This window comes from Acinetobacter sp. 70_2 (genome assembly GCF_056736115.1).
Map to the genome: position 1 here is coordinate 1750158 of NZ_JBWZIP010000015.1, position 19012 is coordinate 1769169.

19 protein-coding genes and 1 riboswitch are annotated in these 19012 nt (G+C 36.9%); of the genes, 6 read left to right on the forward strand and 13 right to left on the reverse strand.

The genetic code is table 11. The features are described 5' to 3' along the window. Window positions 1-4: 4 nt before the first annotated feature. The 3 genes from AC1PJ9_RS17325 (at window position 5) to AC1PJ9_RS17335 (ending at window position 3651) form a co-directional block, all read left to right on the forward strand. Window positions 5-589, forward strand: coding sequence for a GNAT family N-acetyltransferase (locus AC1PJ9_RS17325; RefSeq protein ID WP_311087941.1), 585 nt, complete (start codon window positions 5-7; stop codon window positions 587-589). 158 nt (window positions 590-747) lie between these two features. Further along, complete coding sequence (locus AC1PJ9_RS17330) at window positions 748-2919, forward strand: TonB-dependent siderophore receptor (protein ID WP_311087942.1); 2172 nt, start codon at window positions 748-750, stop codon at window positions 2917-2919. 48 nt (window positions 2920-2967) lie between these two features. Further along, on the forward strand, window positions 2968-3651 hold the full coding sequence (locus tag AC1PJ9_RS17335; RefSeq protein ID WP_311087943.1) for a hypothetical protein: 684 nt from the start codon (window positions 2968-2970) through the stop codon (window positions 3649-3651). Between the two features lie 51 nt (window positions 3652-3702). Here the strand turns inward: AC1PJ9_RS17335 and AC1PJ9_RS17340 are convergent, their stop codons facing one another. Then, window positions 3703-4173 (reverse strand): Csu type fimbrial protein, encoded by a 471-nt coding sequence (locus tag AC1PJ9_RS17340; RefSeq protein WP_263613353.1) that lies wholly within the window; start codon window positions 4171-4173, stop codon window positions 3703-3705. 631 nt (window positions 4174-4804) lie between these two features. On the opposite strand from AC1PJ9_RS17340, the gene AC1PJ9_RS17345 reads away from it, so the two are divergent. Next, window positions 4805-5242 (forward strand): DUF2147 domain-containing protein, encoded by a 438-nt coding sequence (locus tag AC1PJ9_RS17345; RefSeq protein ID WP_263613352.1) that lies wholly within the window; start codon window positions 4805-4807, stop codon window positions 5240-5242. Between the two features lie 95 nt (window positions 5243-5337). On the opposite strand, the gene AC1PJ9_RS17350 is transcribed toward AC1PJ9_RS17345, so the two are convergent. The 3 genes from AC1PJ9_RS17350 to AC1PJ9_RS17360 all read right to left on the reverse strand — a co-directional run bounded on the left by AC1PJ9_RS17350 (window position 5338) and on the right by AC1PJ9_RS17360 (window position 8841). Continuing rightward, the gene (locus tag AC1PJ9_RS17350; protein WP_263613351.1) at window positions 5338-6642 is read right to left on the reverse strand and encodes an MFS transporter; all 1305 of its coding nucleotides are present in this window, start codon (window positions 6640-6642) and stop codon (window positions 5338-5340) included. A 175-nt stretch (window positions 6643-6817) separates the two neighbouring features. Next, window positions 6818-7378, reverse strand: a complete 561-nt coding sequence (locus AC1PJ9_RS17355) for a TetR/AcrR family transcriptional regulator (RefSeq protein WP_263613350.1) — start codon at window positions 7376-7378, stop codon at window positions 6818-6820. A gap of 770 nt (window positions 7379-8148) precedes the next feature. Further along, window positions 8149-8841 carry an alpha/beta hydrolase gene (locus tag AC1PJ9_RS17360; protein ID WP_311087944.1) on the reverse strand — a complete coding sequence of 231 codons (693 nt, stop codon included), beginning with the start codon at window positions 8839-8841 and terminating at the stop codon, window positions 8149-8151. A 200-nt stretch (window positions 8842-9041) separates the two neighbouring features. On the opposite strand from AC1PJ9_RS17360, the gene AC1PJ9_RS17365 reads away from it, so the two are divergent. Beyond that, window positions 9042-9932: an AraC family transcriptional regulator gene (locus AC1PJ9_RS17365; RefSeq protein WP_311087945.1), complete on the forward strand. Its 891-nt coding sequence runs from the start codon at window positions 9042-9044 to the stop codon at window positions 9930-9932. 27 nt (window positions 9933-9959) lie between these two features. On the opposite strand, the gene AC1PJ9_RS17370 is transcribed toward AC1PJ9_RS17365, so the two are convergent. Continuing rightward, on the reverse strand, window positions 9960-10586 hold the full coding sequence (locus AC1PJ9_RS17370; protein ID WP_311087946.1) for a hypothetical protein: 627 nt from the start codon (window positions 10584-10586) through the stop codon (window positions 9960-9962). Window positions 10587-10785: 199 nt separating this feature from the next. Beyond that, window positions 10786-11646 carry an EamA family transporter gene (locus AC1PJ9_RS17375; RefSeq protein WP_311087947.1) on the reverse strand — a complete coding sequence of 287 codons (861 nt, stop codon included), beginning with the start codon at window positions 11644-11646 and terminating at the stop codon, window positions 10786-10788. Between the two features lie 118 nt (window positions 11647-11764). Between AC1PJ9_RS17375 and AC1PJ9_RS17380 the strand changes: the two genes are divergently transcribed. After that, a complete protein-coding gene (locus tag AC1PJ9_RS17380; protein ID WP_022574763.1) occupies window positions 11765-12232 on the forward strand; it encodes an Lrp/AsnC family transcriptional regulator in 468 nt (155 codons plus the stop codon). A 135-nt stretch (window positions 12233-12367) separates the two neighbouring features. Here AC1PJ9_RS17380 and AC1PJ9_RS17385 read toward each other — a convergent pair whose 3' ends face one another. The 7 genes from AC1PJ9_RS17385 to dmeF form a co-directional block, all read right to left on the reverse strand. Next, the gene (locus AC1PJ9_RS17385; RefSeq protein WP_311087948.1) at window positions 12368-12604 is read right to left on the reverse strand and encodes a hypothetical protein; all 237 of its coding nucleotides are present in this window, start codon (window positions 12602-12604) and stop codon (window positions 12368-12370) included. 202 nt (window positions 12605-12806) lie between these two features. Beyond that, window positions 12807-13739, reverse strand: a complete 933-nt coding sequence (locus tag AC1PJ9_RS17390) for an LpxL/LpxP family acyltransferase (protein WP_311071788.1) — start codon at window positions 13737-13739, stop codon at window positions 12807-12809. 212 nt (window positions 13740-13951) lie between these two features. Further along, a complete protein-coding gene (locus AC1PJ9_RS17395) occupies window positions 13952-14146 on the reverse strand; it encodes a hypothetical protein (protein ID WP_139887838.1) in 195 nt (64 codons plus the stop codon). Between the two features lie 169 nt (window positions 14147-14315). Further along, window positions 14316-14771: a hypothetical protein gene (locus AC1PJ9_RS17400; protein ID WP_311071789.1), complete on the reverse strand. Its 456-nt coding sequence runs from the start codon at window positions 14769-14771 to the stop codon at window positions 14316-14318. A 267-nt stretch (window positions 14772-15038) separates the two neighbouring features. After that, complete coding sequence (locus AC1PJ9_RS17405) at window positions 15039-16412, reverse strand: putative bifunctional diguanylate cyclase/phosphodiesterase (RefSeq protein ID WP_311071790.1); 1374 nt, start codon at window positions 16410-16412, stop codon at window positions 15039-15041. A gap of 362 nt (window positions 16413-16774) precedes the next feature. Next, window positions 16775-17773: a sodium:calcium antiporter gene (locus AC1PJ9_RS17410; protein WP_263613344.1), complete on the reverse strand. Its 999-nt coding sequence runs from the start codon at window positions 17771-17773 to the stop codon at window positions 16775-16777. A gap of 29 nt (window positions 17774-17802) precedes the next feature. Further along, a riboswitch (yybP-ykoY riboswitch) is annotated at window positions 17803-17983 on the reverse strand. 38 nt (window positions 17984-18021) lie between these two features. Continuing rightward, window positions 18022-18960 (reverse strand): CDF family Co(II)/Ni(II) efflux transporter DmeF, encoded by a 939-nt coding sequence (gene dmeF / locus AC1PJ9_RS17415; protein ID WP_263613343.1) that lies wholly within the window; start codon window positions 18958-18960, stop codon window positions 18022-18024. Window positions 18961-19012 lie beyond the last annotated feature (52 nt).

Below are 19012 nucleotides of genomic sequence, written 5' to 3' on the forward strand. Positions count from 1 at the left end.
TGTTATGCCTTTAAACATAACGCTTTCAAGCCATTGTATACGACTACGCCTATTCACTACTGAAGATTCAAAAGACCTTATTACCGCTGCTTCAGATGGAGAACTATGGAACCTTCCTTTCACTGTAGTTCCTTCAGCAGAAACAGTAAATGACTATATTCACCATGCACTTGAAGGTTACCAAGCTGGTACGGTTCTGCCTTTTGTAGTCGAAGATATTGCTACAGGAAAAGTTATTGGGTCTACCAGATTTTGGAAAATAGATAGAAAAAATTTAAAATTAGAAATTGGAAGTACTTGGTACTCAAAATCGTGGCAGCGAACATACGCAAATACAGAAGCAAAATATTTGCTGCTTCAATATGCCTTTGAAGAGCTAAATTGCATTAGAGTTCAGTTCACAACACATGTACTTAATGAAAAATCCCAGAATGCGATTTTAAGACTCGGTGCCCAGAAAGAAGGTGTGGTTAGAAATGAGCGAATTATGCCTGATGGGAGAAAAAGGAATTCAGTCAGGTTCAGTATTATTGATGAAGAGTGGCCGAGCATAAAAGATAATCTAATTAAAAAGTTAAATTATTATTAATTTTTCCTGCGGCTTTATTGCCTGCAAAACATTGCAAATGAGTCTCATTTATATATACTTTACACACTTTTTTGAGTCTAGTCGGCACTCCTGTTTGTTCGCTTGAATAGTCGCTCTTTTTTAGCCTTTCACGATTTTTATATCACTTAGGTATACTTATGTTTACTTTCTCCCCGCGTAAAAATTTAATTACTGTTGAAATTTTAAAACATAGTAGCCCCTTACTTTTATCCCTCATCCCGATGATGTCTTGGGCAGAAGCAACTGCAATTCAACCAGCACAACTAGAAACGATTAAAGTTCAGGCTGAAGCAGACTCAAGTTATATCGCAACACAAACGGCGTCGACCCTCAGAGGCAAACAAAAAAATTTAGAAAGCCCGCAAACCGTAAACGTTGTATCTAAGCAATACATGAAAGATTATTTGCCTGCAAACTTGGACAATGCACTGACCCAAGTCAGCGGCATTACGCAGGGTAATACTTTAGGCGGTACACAAGACACCGTAATGAAACGCGGCTTTGGTGATAACCGTGACGGTTCAATTACCGTAAATGGTATGCCAATTGTGCAAGGCCGAACCATGAATGCGGCAGTTGAACAAGTCGAAGTTTTAAAAGGCCCATCTTCATTGCTCTATGGCATTATGGACCCGGGTGGTGTGGTCAATGTCATTACAAAAAAACCTGAGACTACCCAGAAAACTGAACTTTCCGTTTACGGCTCAAGCTTTGCAGCAGGTAAAAATGGTTTAGGTGCAAGCATAGATACCACAGGCGCAATTAGCGATAGTAACTTTGCCTATCGCTTTATTGCCGATCATTCTGATGCGGACTATTGGCGTAACTTTGGTAATCTCAAACAGACTTTAATTGCTCCGTCTGTAGCGTGGGATAATGGTCAAACTAAAGTGAACCTAAGCTATCAATACCGTCACTTTGATGTACCTTTTGACCGCTCTACCGTTTTTGACCCGAAAACCAATAAAGCCCTACCCATCTCTAAATACCAACGTCTAGATGAGGCGTTTAACCAAATGAAAGGCGAAGATCATTTGGCGCAATTGTTGGTAGATCACCAAATTAATGATAACTGGTCAGCTCACTTCGGCTATACCTACAACTACGAAACTTATGATGCCAACCAGTTACGTGTGACCAAGTTAGATACAGCTAAACACACCGTGACACGCCGTACCGATGCGACTTTAAATGCCCAAAGCGTAGACAGTAATGCTCAAGCATATATTAATGGTTCAACCAGTTTGTTTGGTTTAAAGCATGATATTCAATTCGGTTCAGACATCGAATACCGTAAGTATTTCCGTCCAGATATGGTTCGTGGCAACACCTCAACTTTAGATTATTTAAATCCAAGTTATGGAACTGTTGAGCCATCTCAAAATGTTGTCGCATCAGATAGTGACCAAACCGATAAACTGCACACTTACGGTTTTTATGTGCAAGATGCAATTCACTTAAATGAAAAATGGATTGCTGTACTTGGTGGTCGTTACCTGAACTATCAACAAACGGCTGGACGTGGCAGACCGTTTAAAGAAAATACCAACACTAACGATGATGCTTGGCTACCACATGCAGGTTTAGTTTATAAATGGAATGACCAGCTTTCATTCTATGGCAGCTATACCGAGTCACTTAAACCGTCTTCTTCTATTGCACCTTTGGGTGGCGATGCTGTTATTAACTCTGATGTTCAACCTGAACAAGCCAAGTCTTATGAAGTTGGCGCGAAATATGAGTTAAATGACCGTATCAAAGCTAACTTTGCACTCTACGATATTAAAAAACGTAACGTTTTAGCTAAAGTGACTAACTCATCAACTGGTGAAGTTGAACTGCATACGACAGGTGCGGTACGTTCTAAAGGTGCTGAACTTGACCTAACAGGACGTGTAACTGACCAGCTTGATGCAACCCTCACCTATGCTTATACAGATGCGAAAGTGACTGAAGATGAAAGTGGCCTTGAAGGCAATCGCTTAAATAATGTAGCGAAAAACACTGCTTCTTTAGCATTGGCCTATAACTATGGTGAACTTTACAACGGTAATTTACGTTTTGGCGTAAGCGGTAATTATGTGGGTAAACGTGCGGGCGATTCGGAAAATACCTTTGACCTGCCAGACTATACCCTTGCCAATGCCTTTGTGAGTTATGACACAACTATTGCCAAACAAGCGGTCACGTTCCAATTTAACTTAAATAATATCTTTGACAAAACCTACTACACAGCTAGCGTCAATAATTTAGCTGTGTCTCAAGGTGACTCTCGCCAAGCAGTATTACGCGCAACCTTTAAATTTTAAAACATGGGATCAGAGCAGTGCCTAAATCACTGCTCTTTTGAGAACATTATGAAAAAGCTTCTTTCTACCCTGATGATGGTCAGTGCACTCTGTGTATGGACATCTTCTATTTATGCTCAAACACGAATTGCCCTCATCTCTCAAGTTAAAGGCGCATCGGCGAGTACAGATATTGCCATTCAAAAATACTTGCAAAGCAAGGGCTACCAAGTTGAGGTGTTAGATCAATCTGTTTCACCAAATAGTTTAAAGAACACAGACTTAGTCATTATTTCTTCTACAGTTGCTTCTAAAAACCTTCAATCTGGTTGGCGTCAACTTCCCATTCCACTCATGACGTGGGAAAACGATTATCTTGATGATTTGGCTATGACAGGTAAACGTATTAATACCGATTTTGGTGAAGTCGAGAAAGAGCGTTATTTGTGGTTGGTCAATGCACCACATCCCCTCTCTGCACAGCTTCCTGCGGGGACTCGCAATGTATATAAAGCTCAAGCCCCTATGAGTTGGGGTAAGCCGGGTTTAGGTGCCACCATTATCGCAACGATTTATGGACAACCTGAAAAAGTAGCAATTTGGGGATATGAGAAAGGTGCAACCATGGATTATGAATCTTTAGCGCCTGCAAAACGTCTTATGTTTTTTCTTAACAATGACACATTTACCAATCTATCTGACGACGGCTTAAAACTGTTTGATGCCTCAATTGAATGGCTCACCAATAAATAAAACTATTTGTGCAGCTCTCAAGGTTTCTCATTATCCTTTGTAGAGCTGCAATTAATAAACAACATTTACGCGCACCCAATCTTCATACTTTGTAGCCTGAACATTGGTACTCGATGTAATTACTCCATGTATAGGAATATTTTCTTTCATACCTGTTGCTACACCTGAGTGTATGTTACTTCCTGCCCCGCCCCAAATTTGAGTATGACCAGCATCTTGATACAGCACATATGCCACAGATGCTGGACTGGTAGCTGACTTAAGTTCAAAGTTATTGTCTGAGGTGACCGCCACTTGATATGGCGTATTCTGGCTACATTGGACAGATACATCGGTTCTTGCAGCAGCGACTGGCTGAGCGCGTACAACTGAACCAAAGTCTAAATTTCCTTGGGTTGAAACTTCACAAGTGTCTACAATGGTTAAGCTCACCTTTAATGAAGTAGATGCATTTCCAGCCTCTGCGTTATTTATTATCAACACTCCCATAAGGGAAAATAAGGCGTATTTAATGACTTTCATTTCTTCTCCTTATCTTTTTTTGTTCTAATTTCTACTCATCTTTATAATGTCATTTTTCTGTTTTACTAAAGAAACAGTTTCAGGGTCATTAAGTTATAAAACTTAATATCACCTACTGTCAATCAATAATAATCACATGATTTTCATATTATTTTTATAATTTGTGATGAATTAAACGTAATTTATTTAGTTTAAAAAGTAGTTAATATTTTTTATTTCCATTCAATATAAATTAATTTTCTAAGGAAGAATAGGAAACGAAATCCAATACAAAGCAACAAATCCTAATAAAACTAAGCCTATTTTCTTTTTGAGGTTCAATTGAGGACGTGTCATAAACAGCTTTTAAACTTAAAAATTTATAAATCTCATTATTCACTTCTTTGTGTATACAGCATTGAAGAAGTGTGTAAAAAGCATGGATAAATAAAAATCTTTAAAAACCGAAGAATTCTGTCCATTCTCGCAATTGCATAAAAAAAGGCATCAAAATAATATAATCCCCGATAGAATATAACTTTACATATTGTTTAGCTTATAGATTGAATACTAAGAAAACTGTGAAGTTAAATTTAAAATGAATAATTCTAGCGGCTAAAATCATCCACCTTTAAATCGAGAATCCATTGATATGAAAAAATATTTATTATTACTTTTACTTAGCTTTTATTCGATTCATTCATTTGCTTCGGACAAACTACATGGCAGTGTTTGGAAAACGATTGATGATGCAACCAATCAACCTAGAGCACTAGTTAGATTTAGCGAAGACAAAAACGGTCTTCTCTTTGCGAATATTGAAAAAATCCTTGTTCCAAGCGAAGCCAACAAATGTACGATGTGTGAAGGTACTTATAAAAACAAATCTTTAATTGGTTTAACCATCGTCAAAAATTTAAAAAGTATAGGTAAAAATAAATATGACAAAGGATCTATTCTCGACCCTCAGTCAGACAAGACCTATCGCTTTAGCGTAACTGTATCGCCAGATGGTGAAAAACTCACCGCGCGTGGCTACATTGGTATTTCTGCAATTGGCCGAAACCAAACGTGGTATCGAGTTAAATAATTCATGAAGTAGCTTGTGACCCACTCTTTGTAGCTATTCACCGATCATAATTACAGTCTATATGTGCACTATGTAAATTCTGTATGTAGACAGTGTTATGATCGGTACTTAGCCTGAATAATCAGCATAATAATCACGAATAGCGAAGGTATGGCAGCAATCACAAATAAATGGGTAATGACCAAAAATTGAGAGAGGTACCCACCAAATAACGGCCCAATGACCGAACCCAAACGGGCAATACCGATACTCCAGCCCACCCCTGTAGTACGAAGTGAAACTGGATAATAACTGGCAGATAAGGCATTAATGGCAGGTTGTCCACCCACAATGGCAAAACCAGCAATAAAAATAATAATAAACAATAAAACGATATGGCTAACAGCATAGCCAATTAAAGCGACACTAATCACTGCAACCAAAAAAACAGGAATTAATACTTTATAAAATCCAGTCTTATCAATTTTAAGGCCCATCACCACACTACCAATCGTCCCGCCTAATTGTAGAGTGGAGCCGATCATTAATGCCTGATTTAATGAAAGTCCTGACTCTTTGGCCAAAGTCGGTAGCCAGTTCGACAGGAAATAAAGGCTGATCATATTTAAAATACTGATAATCCAGATGGAATAGGTAAAAAACGCACGCTTATTTTTAAACAACTCAAGCGGTGATTTTTTAGCTTGAACTTCAGTATTATTGATAATTTTTATTTCTGAATTAAACGTTAATGTGGGATAAAACTTCTTTAACCAAAACAAAATTTTAGGCGTGTTTTTGCTATTTTCACTCAAAAAATATAAAGACTCTGGCAACTTAAAGAATGTAATAAAGAAAATGATTAGAGGGATAATTCCGCCAAAATAAAAAATCGACTGCCATCCGCCCCAAGGAACTAATAAGGCGGATATACCGCCCCCTAACATTGCCCCTACCGTATAGCCACAAGAAATGACCATCATGGTAAAAATACGAGATTTGTATGGAACAATTTCGGAGCTATAAGCCATCACATTTGGCATGATACCGCCTAAAAAAATTCCTGTAACAAAGCGGATTGCGGTCAGTTGTTCAATATTGCCTACATGGGGTGTCAACAGCATTAATACCGAAAACATAAAGGTCGAGATGAGTAGTATCGGACGGCGACCAAACCGATCGGAAAGTGAACTTAATAAAAATGATCCGACAAATAAGCCAAATAAGCTTGCGCTAAACACAACGCCTAGCATGGTTTTTTGAACGCCCCAGTCTTCTATAATCATTGGGGCTGCGTAAGCCATGGACTGGATGTCATAACCATCCATAATCATGAGCAGTAAACAGGTAACCAGAATAAATTTTTGATAAGGTCCAACTTTCTGCTGATTGATCAAATCACTCAATGCAACTTCTTTCATGGTATTCCTTTCTCCATGAGGCGCTTTAAATTAATTTCATTTTAATTATGATATACGTAATCTATTTACGATTAGCGTAAAACAAAATAACACACCTCATCGCACGGCGTCTATGGTCTGCTCATCTCACAAAACCCCAAGCAAACCATATATCCTATTATTTAAATAATCCCCTTTACTTCAAACAAGTCGACTTAAAAAAGCACTCTACGGCTATATCCCTATGCTCAATGCTGTTCGAGCTTAAAACCTGTAGCAGCAAACCATCAATCAGGTTTACTACCATGTTGGCATCAAATTTTGGCTCATTAATTTCTCCGCTAAAAATCAGATCAAAAATTTCATGGCGCAGCCATTTTCGATATTCAATCGCCATACGGTAAGCCTGCGGATGAAGCAGTTTTATTTCAAAAATAGCTTTAAGCAAAAGGTTATACAGGCTGTTTAAATTGGTATGTAAAACAATAATTTCTTTGAGTTTGTCTTTTGAAGTGTAGTAACGGCTTGAGTAAATAATGGCGAGCACTTCTTCTCTGAGTAAGCTTTTTTGAAAGGCGATGCACATTTCGACTAAGCGTTCTTTCGAGCCAAAATATTTGTAAAACGTGGATTTGGTGATGTTGGCTTCTTTAGCAATCAGGTCTACGCCTGAGGTGTGAAAGCCACGAGTGGTAAAGAGTTGGATTGCGGTTTGAATAACCTGTAATTTCTTAGAAGATAGTTCTAAAGTTGACATAGTTTTACCGTTATAAAATTCTTGTTGTTTCTAAATGAGATAAAAAGCCTGTGTCCCTTTTGGGAGAAAAAAAGGCACAGCAAAGCCGTAAAGACTGTGCTTGGCACATCTCAAGTTTTGTTGTTGCTAAGTTTTAAGTAAAAATGACTTAAAGCCTGAAAACCTTATGGAGTTCAAGCTGCTGTAAATTTTTAAGCTGTATCGTTATAGCTTTTGGCAAAGGGTGCCAAGAAATGATGGATGTGCAAAGCCAACTCCTTTTTTATTGGGAGTTCTGCCGACATTAAAATTATGGTGGCAGAACGAGAAAGGGTTAGCAGACTGGTGAAAGATATAACCAGCACACCCGAAGGTGTCCCTCTCCCGTCCTACCGCTACGGGAGGAGACTAGGAGTTTACACATAAGAGTATTCCTCAGACGGAATAACTCTGATGCGATCTTTCATCACGGTCTGCTAAAACCGACTGGCAATGTGGCCAGCAGGCAAAGAATAGTGCCCAAGTTTATTGGCGTCAAGCACACAAAATGACATTTGTTTTAAATTAGATCAGTAAAAAAGTAAGGCTAAACAATGAGTAGGTTATTGTTAAATTGGGTTTATAAAGAGGTGAATTCAAAACATTATAATTAACTTTTCATTAACAATAATACACATTGCTAGCGATGACTCTTATGAGATGAACTTATATTTATACTGAAATAGAAGTTAAAAAAATTATTATTTTCTTAACTTCTTAATTTGATTATCTATTTAAATTAAATAACTTTATTAATTAAAAAAAGAAACAGCTTCATTTATTAAATCCGCAACTTCAACTGGCTTGGAAGCTAATGAAGCATGGCTCGCATCTAAAGAAATAACTTTTTTAGCATTTAACCTAGAAGACATAAACTCTTGATTTTCTGGACTAATCATTCGATCCTGAGTAGAAATTTGATACCAAGAAGGTTTAGTTTTCCAAGCAGGTGACGAAATCGTGTCGCCGAAGGTGCTTGCTAACGGAGCTTTTTGTGTTACTCCCATCACTAGACCTTCATCTTCTGTTAAGTCTTGACAGAAGCTTTCATGAAATTTGTCTACTTTAAGCCAGAGGTAACCATCACTATCTGGTGATAAATTAGGAGCAGCGACAGGTAGATGCTTTTGCGTAATCTCCCCTGGGCTCTCATTTGTATCAGGAGCAAACGCTGCTATATAGACTAGACCAACTACATTTGGAAGGTTACCAGCCTCAGTAATAACGGCACCTCCATAAGAGTGTCCAACTAATATTACGTCGCCATCAATCTGAGCTATCATTTTCTTTGTACGTTCAACATCATCAGCTAGTGAAGTTAAAGGCAATTCAACTGCATGTAATGAGGTAAAGCCTCTATGGGAAAGTTCAATAATAACTTTACTCCAGTGGGCTGCACCTCCCCAAAAGCCATGTACTAATATAATTGTTGGTTTATTACTCATCGTTTACTCCTAGATTTTTCTATGACATTGAATTTAATAAATTAAATTAAAAATATTTATCCATAAAGTTTCGATAATTTGATCAAATATCAAACTATAAAATCTCCGTAAAATGATTATTTGTTATAAAACTACTTTCCACAATTACCAAAACAGCATATTTTTTTGCAGAAACATTTTTTTCGATGAGATGTAGTGAGATGGAAAATGAGCAAGATGTAAATAAATTAACTGATATTTTTTTTGATATTTATAAGAATGCAAAAATATCAGGACAAATTTATCAAGTCGAAAATTATAAAAATAAAAATATTGTTTTTCTGGATAGTGATTATTCGTATATTCATATATTTCAAGGAAGTAGTTTTAAAATTAAAAGTGATGAACAAAAAATAAATGAGATCGTAAACGACGGAGATGTTATCGTTATTCCTTCGAGATTTAAGCATTCTATCGAAATTATAGAAGATAAAGCTGCAGAACCAATTGTTATTACATGTGTTTTTCAATTAAATGGTGTATATGGACAAACAATCGCTGAAGGATTGCCTAAATATATAGTCGTTCCCTCCGACCAAGATGGTAAAGTTGCTGAATGGATACCAATGACAGTAGCTGCAATAAAATTAGAACTTGATCAACCTTCTTTAGGTAGTCAGGTTATGCTTTCAAGTGTTATCGATTTGCTGTTAGTGTGGTCAATACGATTCTGGCTAAATAAAGAAACACTTAACCATAAAAGTTGGATTTCAGCTTTGCAGAATCCTTCTATTAGCAAAGCTTTATTCTTAATGCATTCTGATCCTACTGAAGAGTGGACCGTAGAAATTCTTGCCAGAGAAACGAATCAATCTAAATCAAAGTTTTCAAAAAATTTCATAGAATTGGTCGGTACTACCCCAATTAATTATCTCAAACATTGGCGAATGAAGTTAGCAAAACAATATTTAATTGAAACGAATAAAAGTGTTTCACAAATTGCTGATTTAGTTGGCTATTCTTCACCAGCTGCGTTTACCAGATCTTTTATTCAAACTTATGGTTATAGCCCAAGAAAATTTAGAGAAATTTCAGTAACTAAAGCTAAATAATAAAAGGTTAAAAAGCGATACTTCAACTTATTTTTTCATAGGTAGCAGTAAAACAGGGTCTTCAATATCGTAACCAGTTTCTTCTGGAACCCCCAAATATTTAACGACAACCAACCTCTTATTGTGTTTAGGCACACTATAATTTTGGGAAATTTTTATTGCTTTGGTGTAATGAACCGCAACATGGGTCTTACTTTGTAAAGACGGCGATTTTACAACATATTCTGTTTTATATTGCGTGATCTTTCCTGAAGGATCAAACCAAGACGATACTTGATTCTGATGAGTTTTTATTGTTTGAATTTTTACGGTCTTACTATTACTTACAATCAAAGGAGTTAAATTCCTTTTAATTTTTTTAAGCGCCTTATTAAACGCTGTACTATCTTGATCATAATCAATTTTATTTGTTTTTGGATTGATATAGAGAGATTTAACTTCGATAAGTTTATCAGGCGATTTACTATTTAATAGATAATAATAGAGTTGTGGTAGACGTCCTCGACCATCTTCATAATGTCTTAATACATAAAGCTTCTTCTCTTTTTGCTGATAGCCCAATACTTCAATTTTTTGTCCACCGCCCACTGTCGCATAACTATGTGCGGATAACGTAAGAATCGTGCTAAAAGTTAAAAACTTTAGAAATTTCATGAGTTCATATCCTTGTGATCTGGTAACTATATTGTATAAATATCAATCAGATTAAAATGATACTTGAGTAAGTGTTACTTGCTGTTTTTATATTCTTTTTGTACAGAGACAGCCTTTTTAAGGGGGCTCTATTTATTATTTCTCTCCCCCTCAAATGACTCATCCAGCTTTAGAAATAAGCCATCATAGAAGAACAGGTTTATGCAGCATTACGTTTATAAGAAAAATAAGAACATCCGGCACACGATGCCATAATAATTGCGATCCCAATGATTTGAAAATGATTTAATCGTTCATCTAAAATCAGCCACCCGGCTAAAGCACTCACCGCTGGTGATGCGCTCACTAATATTCCAAAAACTCGCGGATGCAGTTTTTTCATAGCAACCATATCTAATATAAATGGTATAGCACTCGCGAGCATCGACATGAGTAAACAGGTAAGAAGAATCTTATAACTATCAAAAATATGGATAAAGTGAGTTGCCCCTAAAGGCGTTGCAAACAAAGCCGCTAGAAACATTCCTGTTGCAACCGAGCTGCCACCACCTTGTGCAACTTTAGAGCCATAAATAATATACAGTCCCCAACCCACGGCAGCCACAAGCGCATACGTCATACCAATAAAACTAAAGTTATGGTTTGAATTGCCCATAGGTAAAAAAAGCAAACCAATAATAGATAATCCACCCCAAAAATAATCTAATTTATTTTTAGACATTAAAATAGCAACTGTAAGTGGTCCCAACACCTCAATGGAAATAGCAATGCCAACAGACATATAAGAAAATGCTTTATAAATTAAAGTATTCATTAAGGTTAGGATTAATCCATAAATAATGAGATTTTTCCAATTGGTCTGTTTGTTCCAGTCTCTCCAAGGTTTATAAACAATCCATAAGAAACATGCTGCCAAAGCAAGTCGAGTTAAGGTCACTCCTTCTGCACTAAGAATTGGAAAAAGGACTTTTCCTATTGATGCACCTATTTGCACAGAAACTAAAGATAAAAATGCGGCTGCAAATGCTATGCCTTGTCTGGAATTTGTCTCAATCATCATATTTACCGCTCTGGGAATGATTGAAATTTTAGTTCTATATAATCAATATATTTCTTCTATTTCTCTCAATATAACGATTAAATAACTCTATATTTAAAGCTTAATGAGAGATTTACTCATGTCAGAAATTTCTTTAGATAATTTTGACTACGCAATCTTAAGAATACTGCAAAAAGACAATAAAACTTCTCATCGAGAAATTTCTGAAAAAATTGGACTATCCGCTGCGTCTGTTCAACGGCGCATATCGCGTATGGAAGAAAAGGAAATTATTTTAAGAAATTGCGCTATCTTAAATCCGCTTAAATTTGGTGAAAAAATTACTTCTATTATTGAAGTCCGACTGAGCGAAGACCGTTCTGTTGTTATGGACAGAGCAAAACTGTACTTTGCTTCCGTTGAAGAAATTCAGCAGTGCTATTTTGTGAATGGCGGGGTCTCTTTTATCATTATCATGCTGAGCAACAACTTATCTCATTTTGAAAGTTTGGTTAGAAAACATTTCGCTGATAATGAAGACGTCAAAACCTATAGAACACTTATTGTTTTAGATCGCGTAAAGGTAAACTTTGAGTTAAATATTTAAACTTTTCAATCTAAGCTTTAAGACCTTACAGTAGTTAGAGTTTTACCCACCTAAACAAATCAAGAGAATAACTACGTAAGACGATGTCATAAAAAATCCCGCAGTGTATGGCGGGATTTTTTGTAGTGCGTTGAATTACATATGACCGCGTCCGTGGCTATGCATATCAGAACCATGATCGCCATGTGCTTTATTATGATAGTAACCCTTACCATGATGAGTGCCATGATAAGCATATGCTTTACCATGATGGCTGCCGTGATAAGCATGACCATAACCATGATGTGAGCCGTGATAACCATGGCCTTTTGCAAAAGTCGGAGCAGAAAGCGCGATGACTAATGCGGCAAAAATATACTTAATGTACTTCATACAAAATTCCTTTTTATTGTAGTACTGGAATTTAAAGTAATACATAAATGTACAGCTAGAAACAAGTGATAATCTGTACGGGAGTGTAAGGCTGGCTAAGCAAAGCTGATCTACTTCATACGCTGTTTAAGCAACATAAAATAGATCATTGAAAATAATAAAAATTTAAAACTTAAGTCACTAAAGATGATATTCAAATTAATCAGTAGAACTTTGCCTCACCGACAGGACGAGTTTTAAACCGTCTGTGAAACCACATGTACTGTGTTGGCGCGATTCGAATTTGATTTTCAATAATTTTATTGACGCGTTCAGCATCATTCACTTCACATTCACTTGGAAAATTTTCAAGTTTAGGCTCAATCAGTACATTGTATTGAGGGTCTCGAATATCCCCACTTCTATAAAAATATAATGGGATTGCGACAGCATTTGAAATGTCCATGAGTCTTCGGTGGGCCGTTACTGTTGCGGCTTGTATTCCAAAGAATGATGCCATGACACCTTGCTTTAAACCAAAGTCCTGATCAGGACTATACCAGATTGCATGACCATTTTTCAGTTTCGCAATTAAGCTACGCATATTGTCTTTCGCAATTTGGTTTTTATAAACCCGAGCACGACTACGATGAATGAGAAAATCCATAAAAGGATTATTTTGGGGTCTATACACCACATCCATATCGAAAAATAAGGTACAAGCAGCGCCTCCAGCATCTAATAAAGTGCTATGTGTGCCTAACAACAAAACACCCCTATCCCGATTCTGTTCCAGATGTTCTAAACCTTTTATATGAACCCTTTTTTTAAACCATGCAGGACAATACCAAGCATTTAAGGCTTCAAATATACCAATCATTGTATCTGTAAAAACTGACTTGGCTTTGGTTTCAATTTGCTCAGGTGTTTTTTCAGGAAAACAAGCTTCTAAATTTCTTAAAGTTGTTTTTCTTCTTGAAGCTAATAGAGTCCAAGCAATTTTTGAAAAAAGTTTTGCTAAACGCCACTGGATTGCCCAAGGCAAGTACGCAAGAAACATAAGAGTAAAAGCTGTAAACCAGATACCCCAATACTTTAATGATAGAAAGGAAAATTGAAACTGCCCAGATTGATACTGCGGTTCAGATTTCGTCATACTGTAAATATCTAGAGGTATAGGAAATCATGCTAACACACCCCGAATCTACACGCGTTTGCAAAGTGTGTCTTAATATTAGACTTATTTTCTTTAGAAGATTTAGATTTCCTGAACATTACCTCTTATATTTATTTCCTTATTATATTTTAAATAACAATTACTTATAAAAATTTAACTACTTTAATGATTATATAAATTATATACAAAAATTAAAATGCTAACCCTCTCATCACTTGCAGAAACTCTGAATACTCATCTTCACTTTCAAAAGTAAACTCTACTTCTGAGCCATCTGTAAACCGAACTAGAACAGATCTCAAATCGGCACTGGTTGTAAATTTAACAACTTGTTCAAGGTTGTAGTGAGTAGATCCTACTTGGTAATATTTATATTCTCTTGCCATAACAACGTTCTATTCAAAAGTTTAAGATTTCATCACTATAGAACAAATAAAGAAAATTTTTAAAGATTTTGTTCACTAGAAATCATTAAAAGCTAAAAGTCACTCATTATTCTTTAACTCAATAAAAAACCGCTATAAGGCGGCTTTTATTGATGAGTGCATTCAACAATTACTTTTTCAAAGTTTTGATAAATGTTTCCGAATTAAAATAGTTCTTAATTTCTTCGCCTTCATTTAAAACTTTTTCCTTTGGAATATTCAAAAAATCTAGTTCTGACTCGAGGCTAATAAATTCAGGAATATATTTCTTAATAGGTGGCGGTGGTCTAGGCCCACCTTCCGTAATTTTTTCAATAAATCCAGCTAGCCATAAAATATATTCGTCCTCCATACTATGGTGTGGAATAAGGCTAACATCTATTTTTACTTTGCATTCACTTAATGGTTTTGTTAAAGCTTCTTCAAAATCAATGTAGTTATACTTTAATTTGAATACACTCCCCGTTATCTCTTTGCGTATAAAAATCATTAAATTATTAAGATTTTCAATAGTGTCATCTGAAAAAAGCTCAACGTCTTTAACTTTCCTATACACACTTTCTGCAATAGCTAAGTATTGTGGCATTAAGGTTTTTCCCTTATCTTTGAAGCGGTATTAGGTGGTCTCTCAAAGTAAGTATGATTCAAGTTATATTTCAACTTGTAGGTTTGTGTAACATTGAGTAAGTATTGTTTATATTATGTTACTTTATGGCTATTAAACAGCTATTTTTAAGTTTTATTTAATTTCAATAGAGAAAGAGCGCTATATCAAACTTCATTGCGTTATCTTTCCAACAAATAAAATCAAATCTCTTTTATCAACTACGTTTCTTATCAAAAGCTATTTTGCTTATTTATTAAAATGCGGCAACTGTTTGATAAAGTCATTTAAAGGCATCGGACAGCCCCATAAAAAGCCCTGAAACTCGGTACAGCCATTACTTTTAAAAGCACTAAATTGTTCAGCCGTTTCTATACCTTCTACCAGCACGCGAAGGTTTAAATCTAGACCAATTTTAATAATACCCGTGACCAGTTTATTGCTGCGTTTATCATCCAAAGCTGCCTCTACAAAGCTACGATCAATTTTGATTTGGCTAATGGGCATTTTCTGTAAATAGCTTAAAGATGAATAACCTGTACCAAAGTCATCAAGTGAAAGCTGAATGCCATGTCTAGACAAGAAATTCATTTTTTCGATCATGCTTGCACAGTTATTTAAGGCTATATTTTCAGTAATTTCTAAAATGAGTCGAGATGGAGTAATGCCATATCTTTCAACCATAGCGATTATAGTTTGCTCAAAAAGTGGTTGCATGAAATGGTCAGCACTAATATTGACTGAAAGTGTAAGATCTTTAGTTTCCTCTTTTTTGCTCCAGTCTTGTAAAACTTTGCAGGCTTGAACTAACACCCACTCGCCTATCTCTGGCATTAATCCAAAACTTTCTGCTGCAGGAATAAAATCTTGCGTAGGAATATACCCTAAAGTTGGGTGATGCCATCTTAACAAGGCTTCTGCGCCAATTAATTGTTCAGAGGAATTGATTTGCGGTTGATAGAAAAGCTCAAATTGTTCTTTGCTGAGTGCTAAACGTAGGTCATGCACCATGCTATTTTCTATTTGTATCTCTAACTGCATGGTATAAATTGATATACAAATCATGAGAGTAGCCACACAAGTTGCAATCCACCCACCATGATTACGGATATCTTCCGACAAAGGTACTGCGCTATTAAGCGTAAAAGACGTACCACTAAAAAATATAAAACACCCAATCGATAATAAAATTAAAATGATTTGTAAAAAGCTTGGATCACGGCGGTAATTTAAATACCCCAGTATTGCGCCGGCAGGCAAAAATAAATGCGCCACTTGAGGCCGATGAGGTGTAGCAATATCGAAAAACAGGCAAAAAACGACTGGGAAAATCAGTAGAACCGCTTGTGATAAAAGTATGCCCGCCGAAATACGGTTTTTATAAATGAGAAAAAGGCTAAACATGGAAACTAGTGTGAAACCAATATCCATACAAACAATCAGCCACATGTGTGCAAATGCGAAATAAATAGTCCAAAACAAACAAAAAATAATACAAATAAAGATATTTGCTTTGGCTGCAATTGTAAGCTGCTGGTCTTTTACGTTACGGTAATTTTTCTTGCGTTTTTTAAAGTAAGACGAAGCTATCATAAATAAATCAACCGTAAAATATTTCTTCAAAGACCCCCAGCTTGGTCATTGATACTCCATCTCAATATTTACCAATAAAACGTAATATTTTATTCCTTTCTTATTTGTACTATTCATTTTGAGATTTGGTGTTCTTCAACAGCGTCGCTACAGTTCAGCGGTTTAACTGAACGATACTGCGTTTCGAACACTTTTTAATTTTAAAGTATCAAGACTTAACGATACATGCGTCTACGGCTCAGGTACAGCCCCTAACTAGTGAAAAATTAGGCGAATTCTAAAGAATTTTCTGTATCGTAATCTTATACACCCGTGAGTGTATAAGATTAGCCGTTCAATAGTCATGAAAATAGCTGAAACGCGCTGGTCACCTTGCAACGCATGAATGCGTATTAGAGATAAATCACAACCAAAACTGCGAAAACGCCATATAAAGCACTTACTGCAACTAATGATCGATCATCGACCGCACCACGGCGGAATAAATTCCATAAAAACACAATCGCCAGTGCAGTAATAATGCCAGATGCTAGTAGCAACGTATCAAAGCGCCACGGTGTGAAAAATATACCCAAAGCACTTGGTATGGTGGCCTGAATCATCATGGCACCAGAAATGTTCGCTAAAGCCAAACGCTCTTTACCTTGGCGTACCCAAATCAGCGCATTCATAATTTCAGGTAATTCGGTCGCAACTGGACTCAGTAATAAAGCAACCAAATGTGGTGGCCAACTTAGCGCTGTACCAATTGCTTCAAGCTGAGCCACAAAAGTATGCGACGCAATACTAATGACGACTAAAGCGACCAATACCTGTAGGCCAGCCCACCCCAGTGACGGTTCGGCTGCGTTTGGACGAAACTTGAGAGGTTCAAGTTCCTCTTCATCGGCAGATGTATCTGCTTCCTTAATCTCACGCCAAACATAAGCTGCATAGGCCGCTAAAAATAGAATACCTAACCAAGGCTTAATGGCAAACGCGACTAAACCAAGTGCTACTTTTAAAACAAAGATGGCAAGGAAAGAGACTTGATCTCGGCTTAAGCGACCGTAATCAACTTGTACTTTATGCGAAGTTCGAGCTAACTTTTTACGATGAAGAATTAATACCAGACCTACAACGGCGTAACCCAAGGTTGCTAAAACCAATGGACCACCCATTGCAGCTCCAACACCAAGGTCTTTTTGTTCTGGGGTATTACCAAACACAACGGCCATAAAGGTCACCGCACTTTCAGGTAACGCTGTACCAAAAGCTGCGAGTACTGAACCTACTGCGGTTGCACCAAGATTAAGACGTTTACCAAACCATTCAATTCCATTGACGAAATATTCACAGGCTAGGTAAATTGCCGCGGCGGACAAAAAGAATAAGATGAACGTGAGGAGCATAGGAATAGTTCCAGCCGGGCGAAATAAGAAACCATTGGCGCGACAACGCTCCTCGCCCGACTAGCAAAGTACGTTGCGGCCAAAGGTCTCGCCTAGCTCTTACTGTATATACAGTGGCTGAACACGCCATGAGATACTGATCTCAAGTTTGTTGACGTGGTCTTCCTAGCGGGTACTAGGAATGGCTACTCCCCAATGACAATGCTGAGGATTTTACCAGTGATTTCATCCTAACTCTACAGAGATGGTCAGACAAAATGTATTTCTACACTGGCATGTACAATTTCTTCATGGATAGACAAGGCTTTTTTAACTGAATCAGGTGTTAAATCTGTTCGGTCCGTTTCTAAAGCCAAAATACATGAAAATTTTCCTTTACCGACTTTCCATACATGTAAATCTGTAATTTTTACTTGGGATAATTGCTCAATCACTTCTTGTATTTCAGCTACAACTGGATGTGACATTTCAGCATCTAATAAAGTTTTTCCTGTGTCACGCAAAAGTCCCCACGACCACTGTGCAACAAGTATCGCCCCTACAATACCTAATAAAGCATCTAAAAAATTCCACCCAAAATATTTACCCGCTATAAGTGCGGCTATGGCTAATACAGACGTTACGGCATCGGCAACCACATGTAGAAACGCAGCTTTATGATTTAAATCGTGATGGTGATCATGATGATGGTGGTGACTATGCTCATGGTCATGATGGTGGTGGTGATGTTCATGATTATCATGTAATAACCACGCACAGATTAAGTTGACTGCCAAACCTACAACAGCAATAGAAATCGCTTCATTATAATGAATATCAACAGGATGGAGTAACCGTTCGATAGATTGAAACCCCATTAAAAGTGCAACGACCATTAATAATATTGCACTGCTATACCCACCCAAAATTTCGATTTTCCAAGTTCCGAAACTAAAGCGTTTGTCGTAGGCATAACGACGAGCCATTTTGTAAGCCACATAAGCCAGCCCTAGAGCAACCATATGTGAACTCATGTGCCAGCCATCAGCTAAAAGAGCCATGGAGTTAAAGACCCAGCCACCCACAATTTCAAAGACCATCATCACGGCAGTTAAAATCGTTGCAATCAAAATTTTCTTTTGAGCCAGCGGGTTTCCTTCATCGAACTGATGAGAGTGGTAGCGTTCTAAATTACTGTTAATTTCCATATTTATGGTCTTTTGATGATACTCCCCCATAGTATATATTTTTTGGGAAGGA

What these genes read in the sequence shown, in the direction of transcription:
- AC1PJ9_RS17325 (WP_311087941.1), top strand. Translation starts at nt 5, where the DNA reads ATGCCTTTAAACATAACGCTTTCAAGCCATTGTATACGACTACGCCTA.
- AC1PJ9_RS17330 (WP_311087942.1), top strand. Translation starts at nt 748, where the DNA reads ATGTTTACTTTCTCCCCGCGTAAAAATTTAATTACTGTTGAAATTTTA.
- AC1PJ9_RS17335 (WP_311087943.1), top strand. Translation starts at nt 2,968, where the DNA reads ATGAAAAAGCTTCTTTCTACCCTGATGATGGTCAGTGCACTCTGTGTA.
- AC1PJ9_RS17340 (WP_263613353.1), bottom strand. Translation starts at nt 4,173, where the DNA reads ATGAAAGTCATTAAATACGCCTTATTTTCCCTTATGGGAGTGTTGATA.
- AC1PJ9_RS17345 (WP_263613352.1), top strand. Translation starts at nt 4,805, where the DNA reads ATGAAAAAATATTTATTATTACTTTTACTTAGCTTTTATTCGATTCAT.
- AC1PJ9_RS17350 (WP_263613351.1), bottom strand. Translation starts at nt 6,642, where the DNA reads ATGAAAGAAGTTGCATTGAGTGATTTGATCAATCAGCAGAAAGTTGGA.
- AC1PJ9_RS17355 (WP_263613350.1), bottom strand. Translation starts at nt 7,378, where the DNA reads ATGTCAACTTTAGAACTATCTTCTAAGAAATTACAGGTTATTCAAACC.
- AC1PJ9_RS17360 (WP_311087944.1), bottom strand. Translation starts at nt 8,841, where the DNA reads ATGAGTAATAAACCAACAATTATATTAGTACATGGCTTTTGGGGAGGT.
- AC1PJ9_RS17365 (WP_311087945.1), top strand. Translation starts at nt 9,042, where the DNA reads ATGGAAAATGAGCAAGATGTAAATAAATTAACTGATATTTTTTTTGAT.
- AC1PJ9_RS17370 (WP_311087946.1), bottom strand. Translation starts at nt 10,586, where the DNA reads ATGAAATTTCTAAAGTTTTTAACTTTTAGCACGATTCTTACGTTATCC.
- AC1PJ9_RS17375 (WP_311087947.1), bottom strand. Translation starts at nt 11,646, where the DNA reads ATGATGATTGAGACAAATTCCAGACAAGGCATAGCATTTGCAGCCGCA.
- AC1PJ9_RS17380 (WP_022574763.1), top strand. Translation starts at nt 11,765, where the DNA reads ATGTCAGAAATTTCTTTAGATAATTTTGACTACGCAATCTTAAGAATA.
- AC1PJ9_RS17385 (WP_311087948.1), bottom strand. Translation starts at nt 12,604, where the DNA reads ATGAAGTACATTAAGTATATTTTTGCCGCATTAGTCATCGCGCTTTCT.
- AC1PJ9_RS17390 (WP_311071788.1), bottom strand. Translation starts at nt 13,739, where the DNA reads ATGACGAAATCTGAACCGCAGTATCAATCTGGGCAGTTTCAATTTTCC.
- AC1PJ9_RS17395 (WP_139887838.1), bottom strand. Translation starts at nt 14,146, where the DNA reads ATGGCAAGAGAATATAAATATTACCAAGTAGGATCTACTCACTACAAC.
- AC1PJ9_RS17400 (WP_311071789.1), bottom strand. Translation starts at nt 14,771, where the DNA reads ATGCCACAATACTTAGCTATTGCAGAAAGTGTGTATAGGAAAGTTAAA.
- AC1PJ9_RS17410 (WP_263613344.1), bottom strand. Translation starts at nt 17,773, where the DNA reads ATGCTCCTCACGTTCATCTTATTCTTTTTGTCCGCCGCGGCAATTTAC.
- dmeF (WP_263613343.1), bottom strand. Translation starts at nt 18,960, where the DNA reads ATGGAAATTAACAGTAATTTAGAACGCTACCACTCTCATCAGTTCGAT.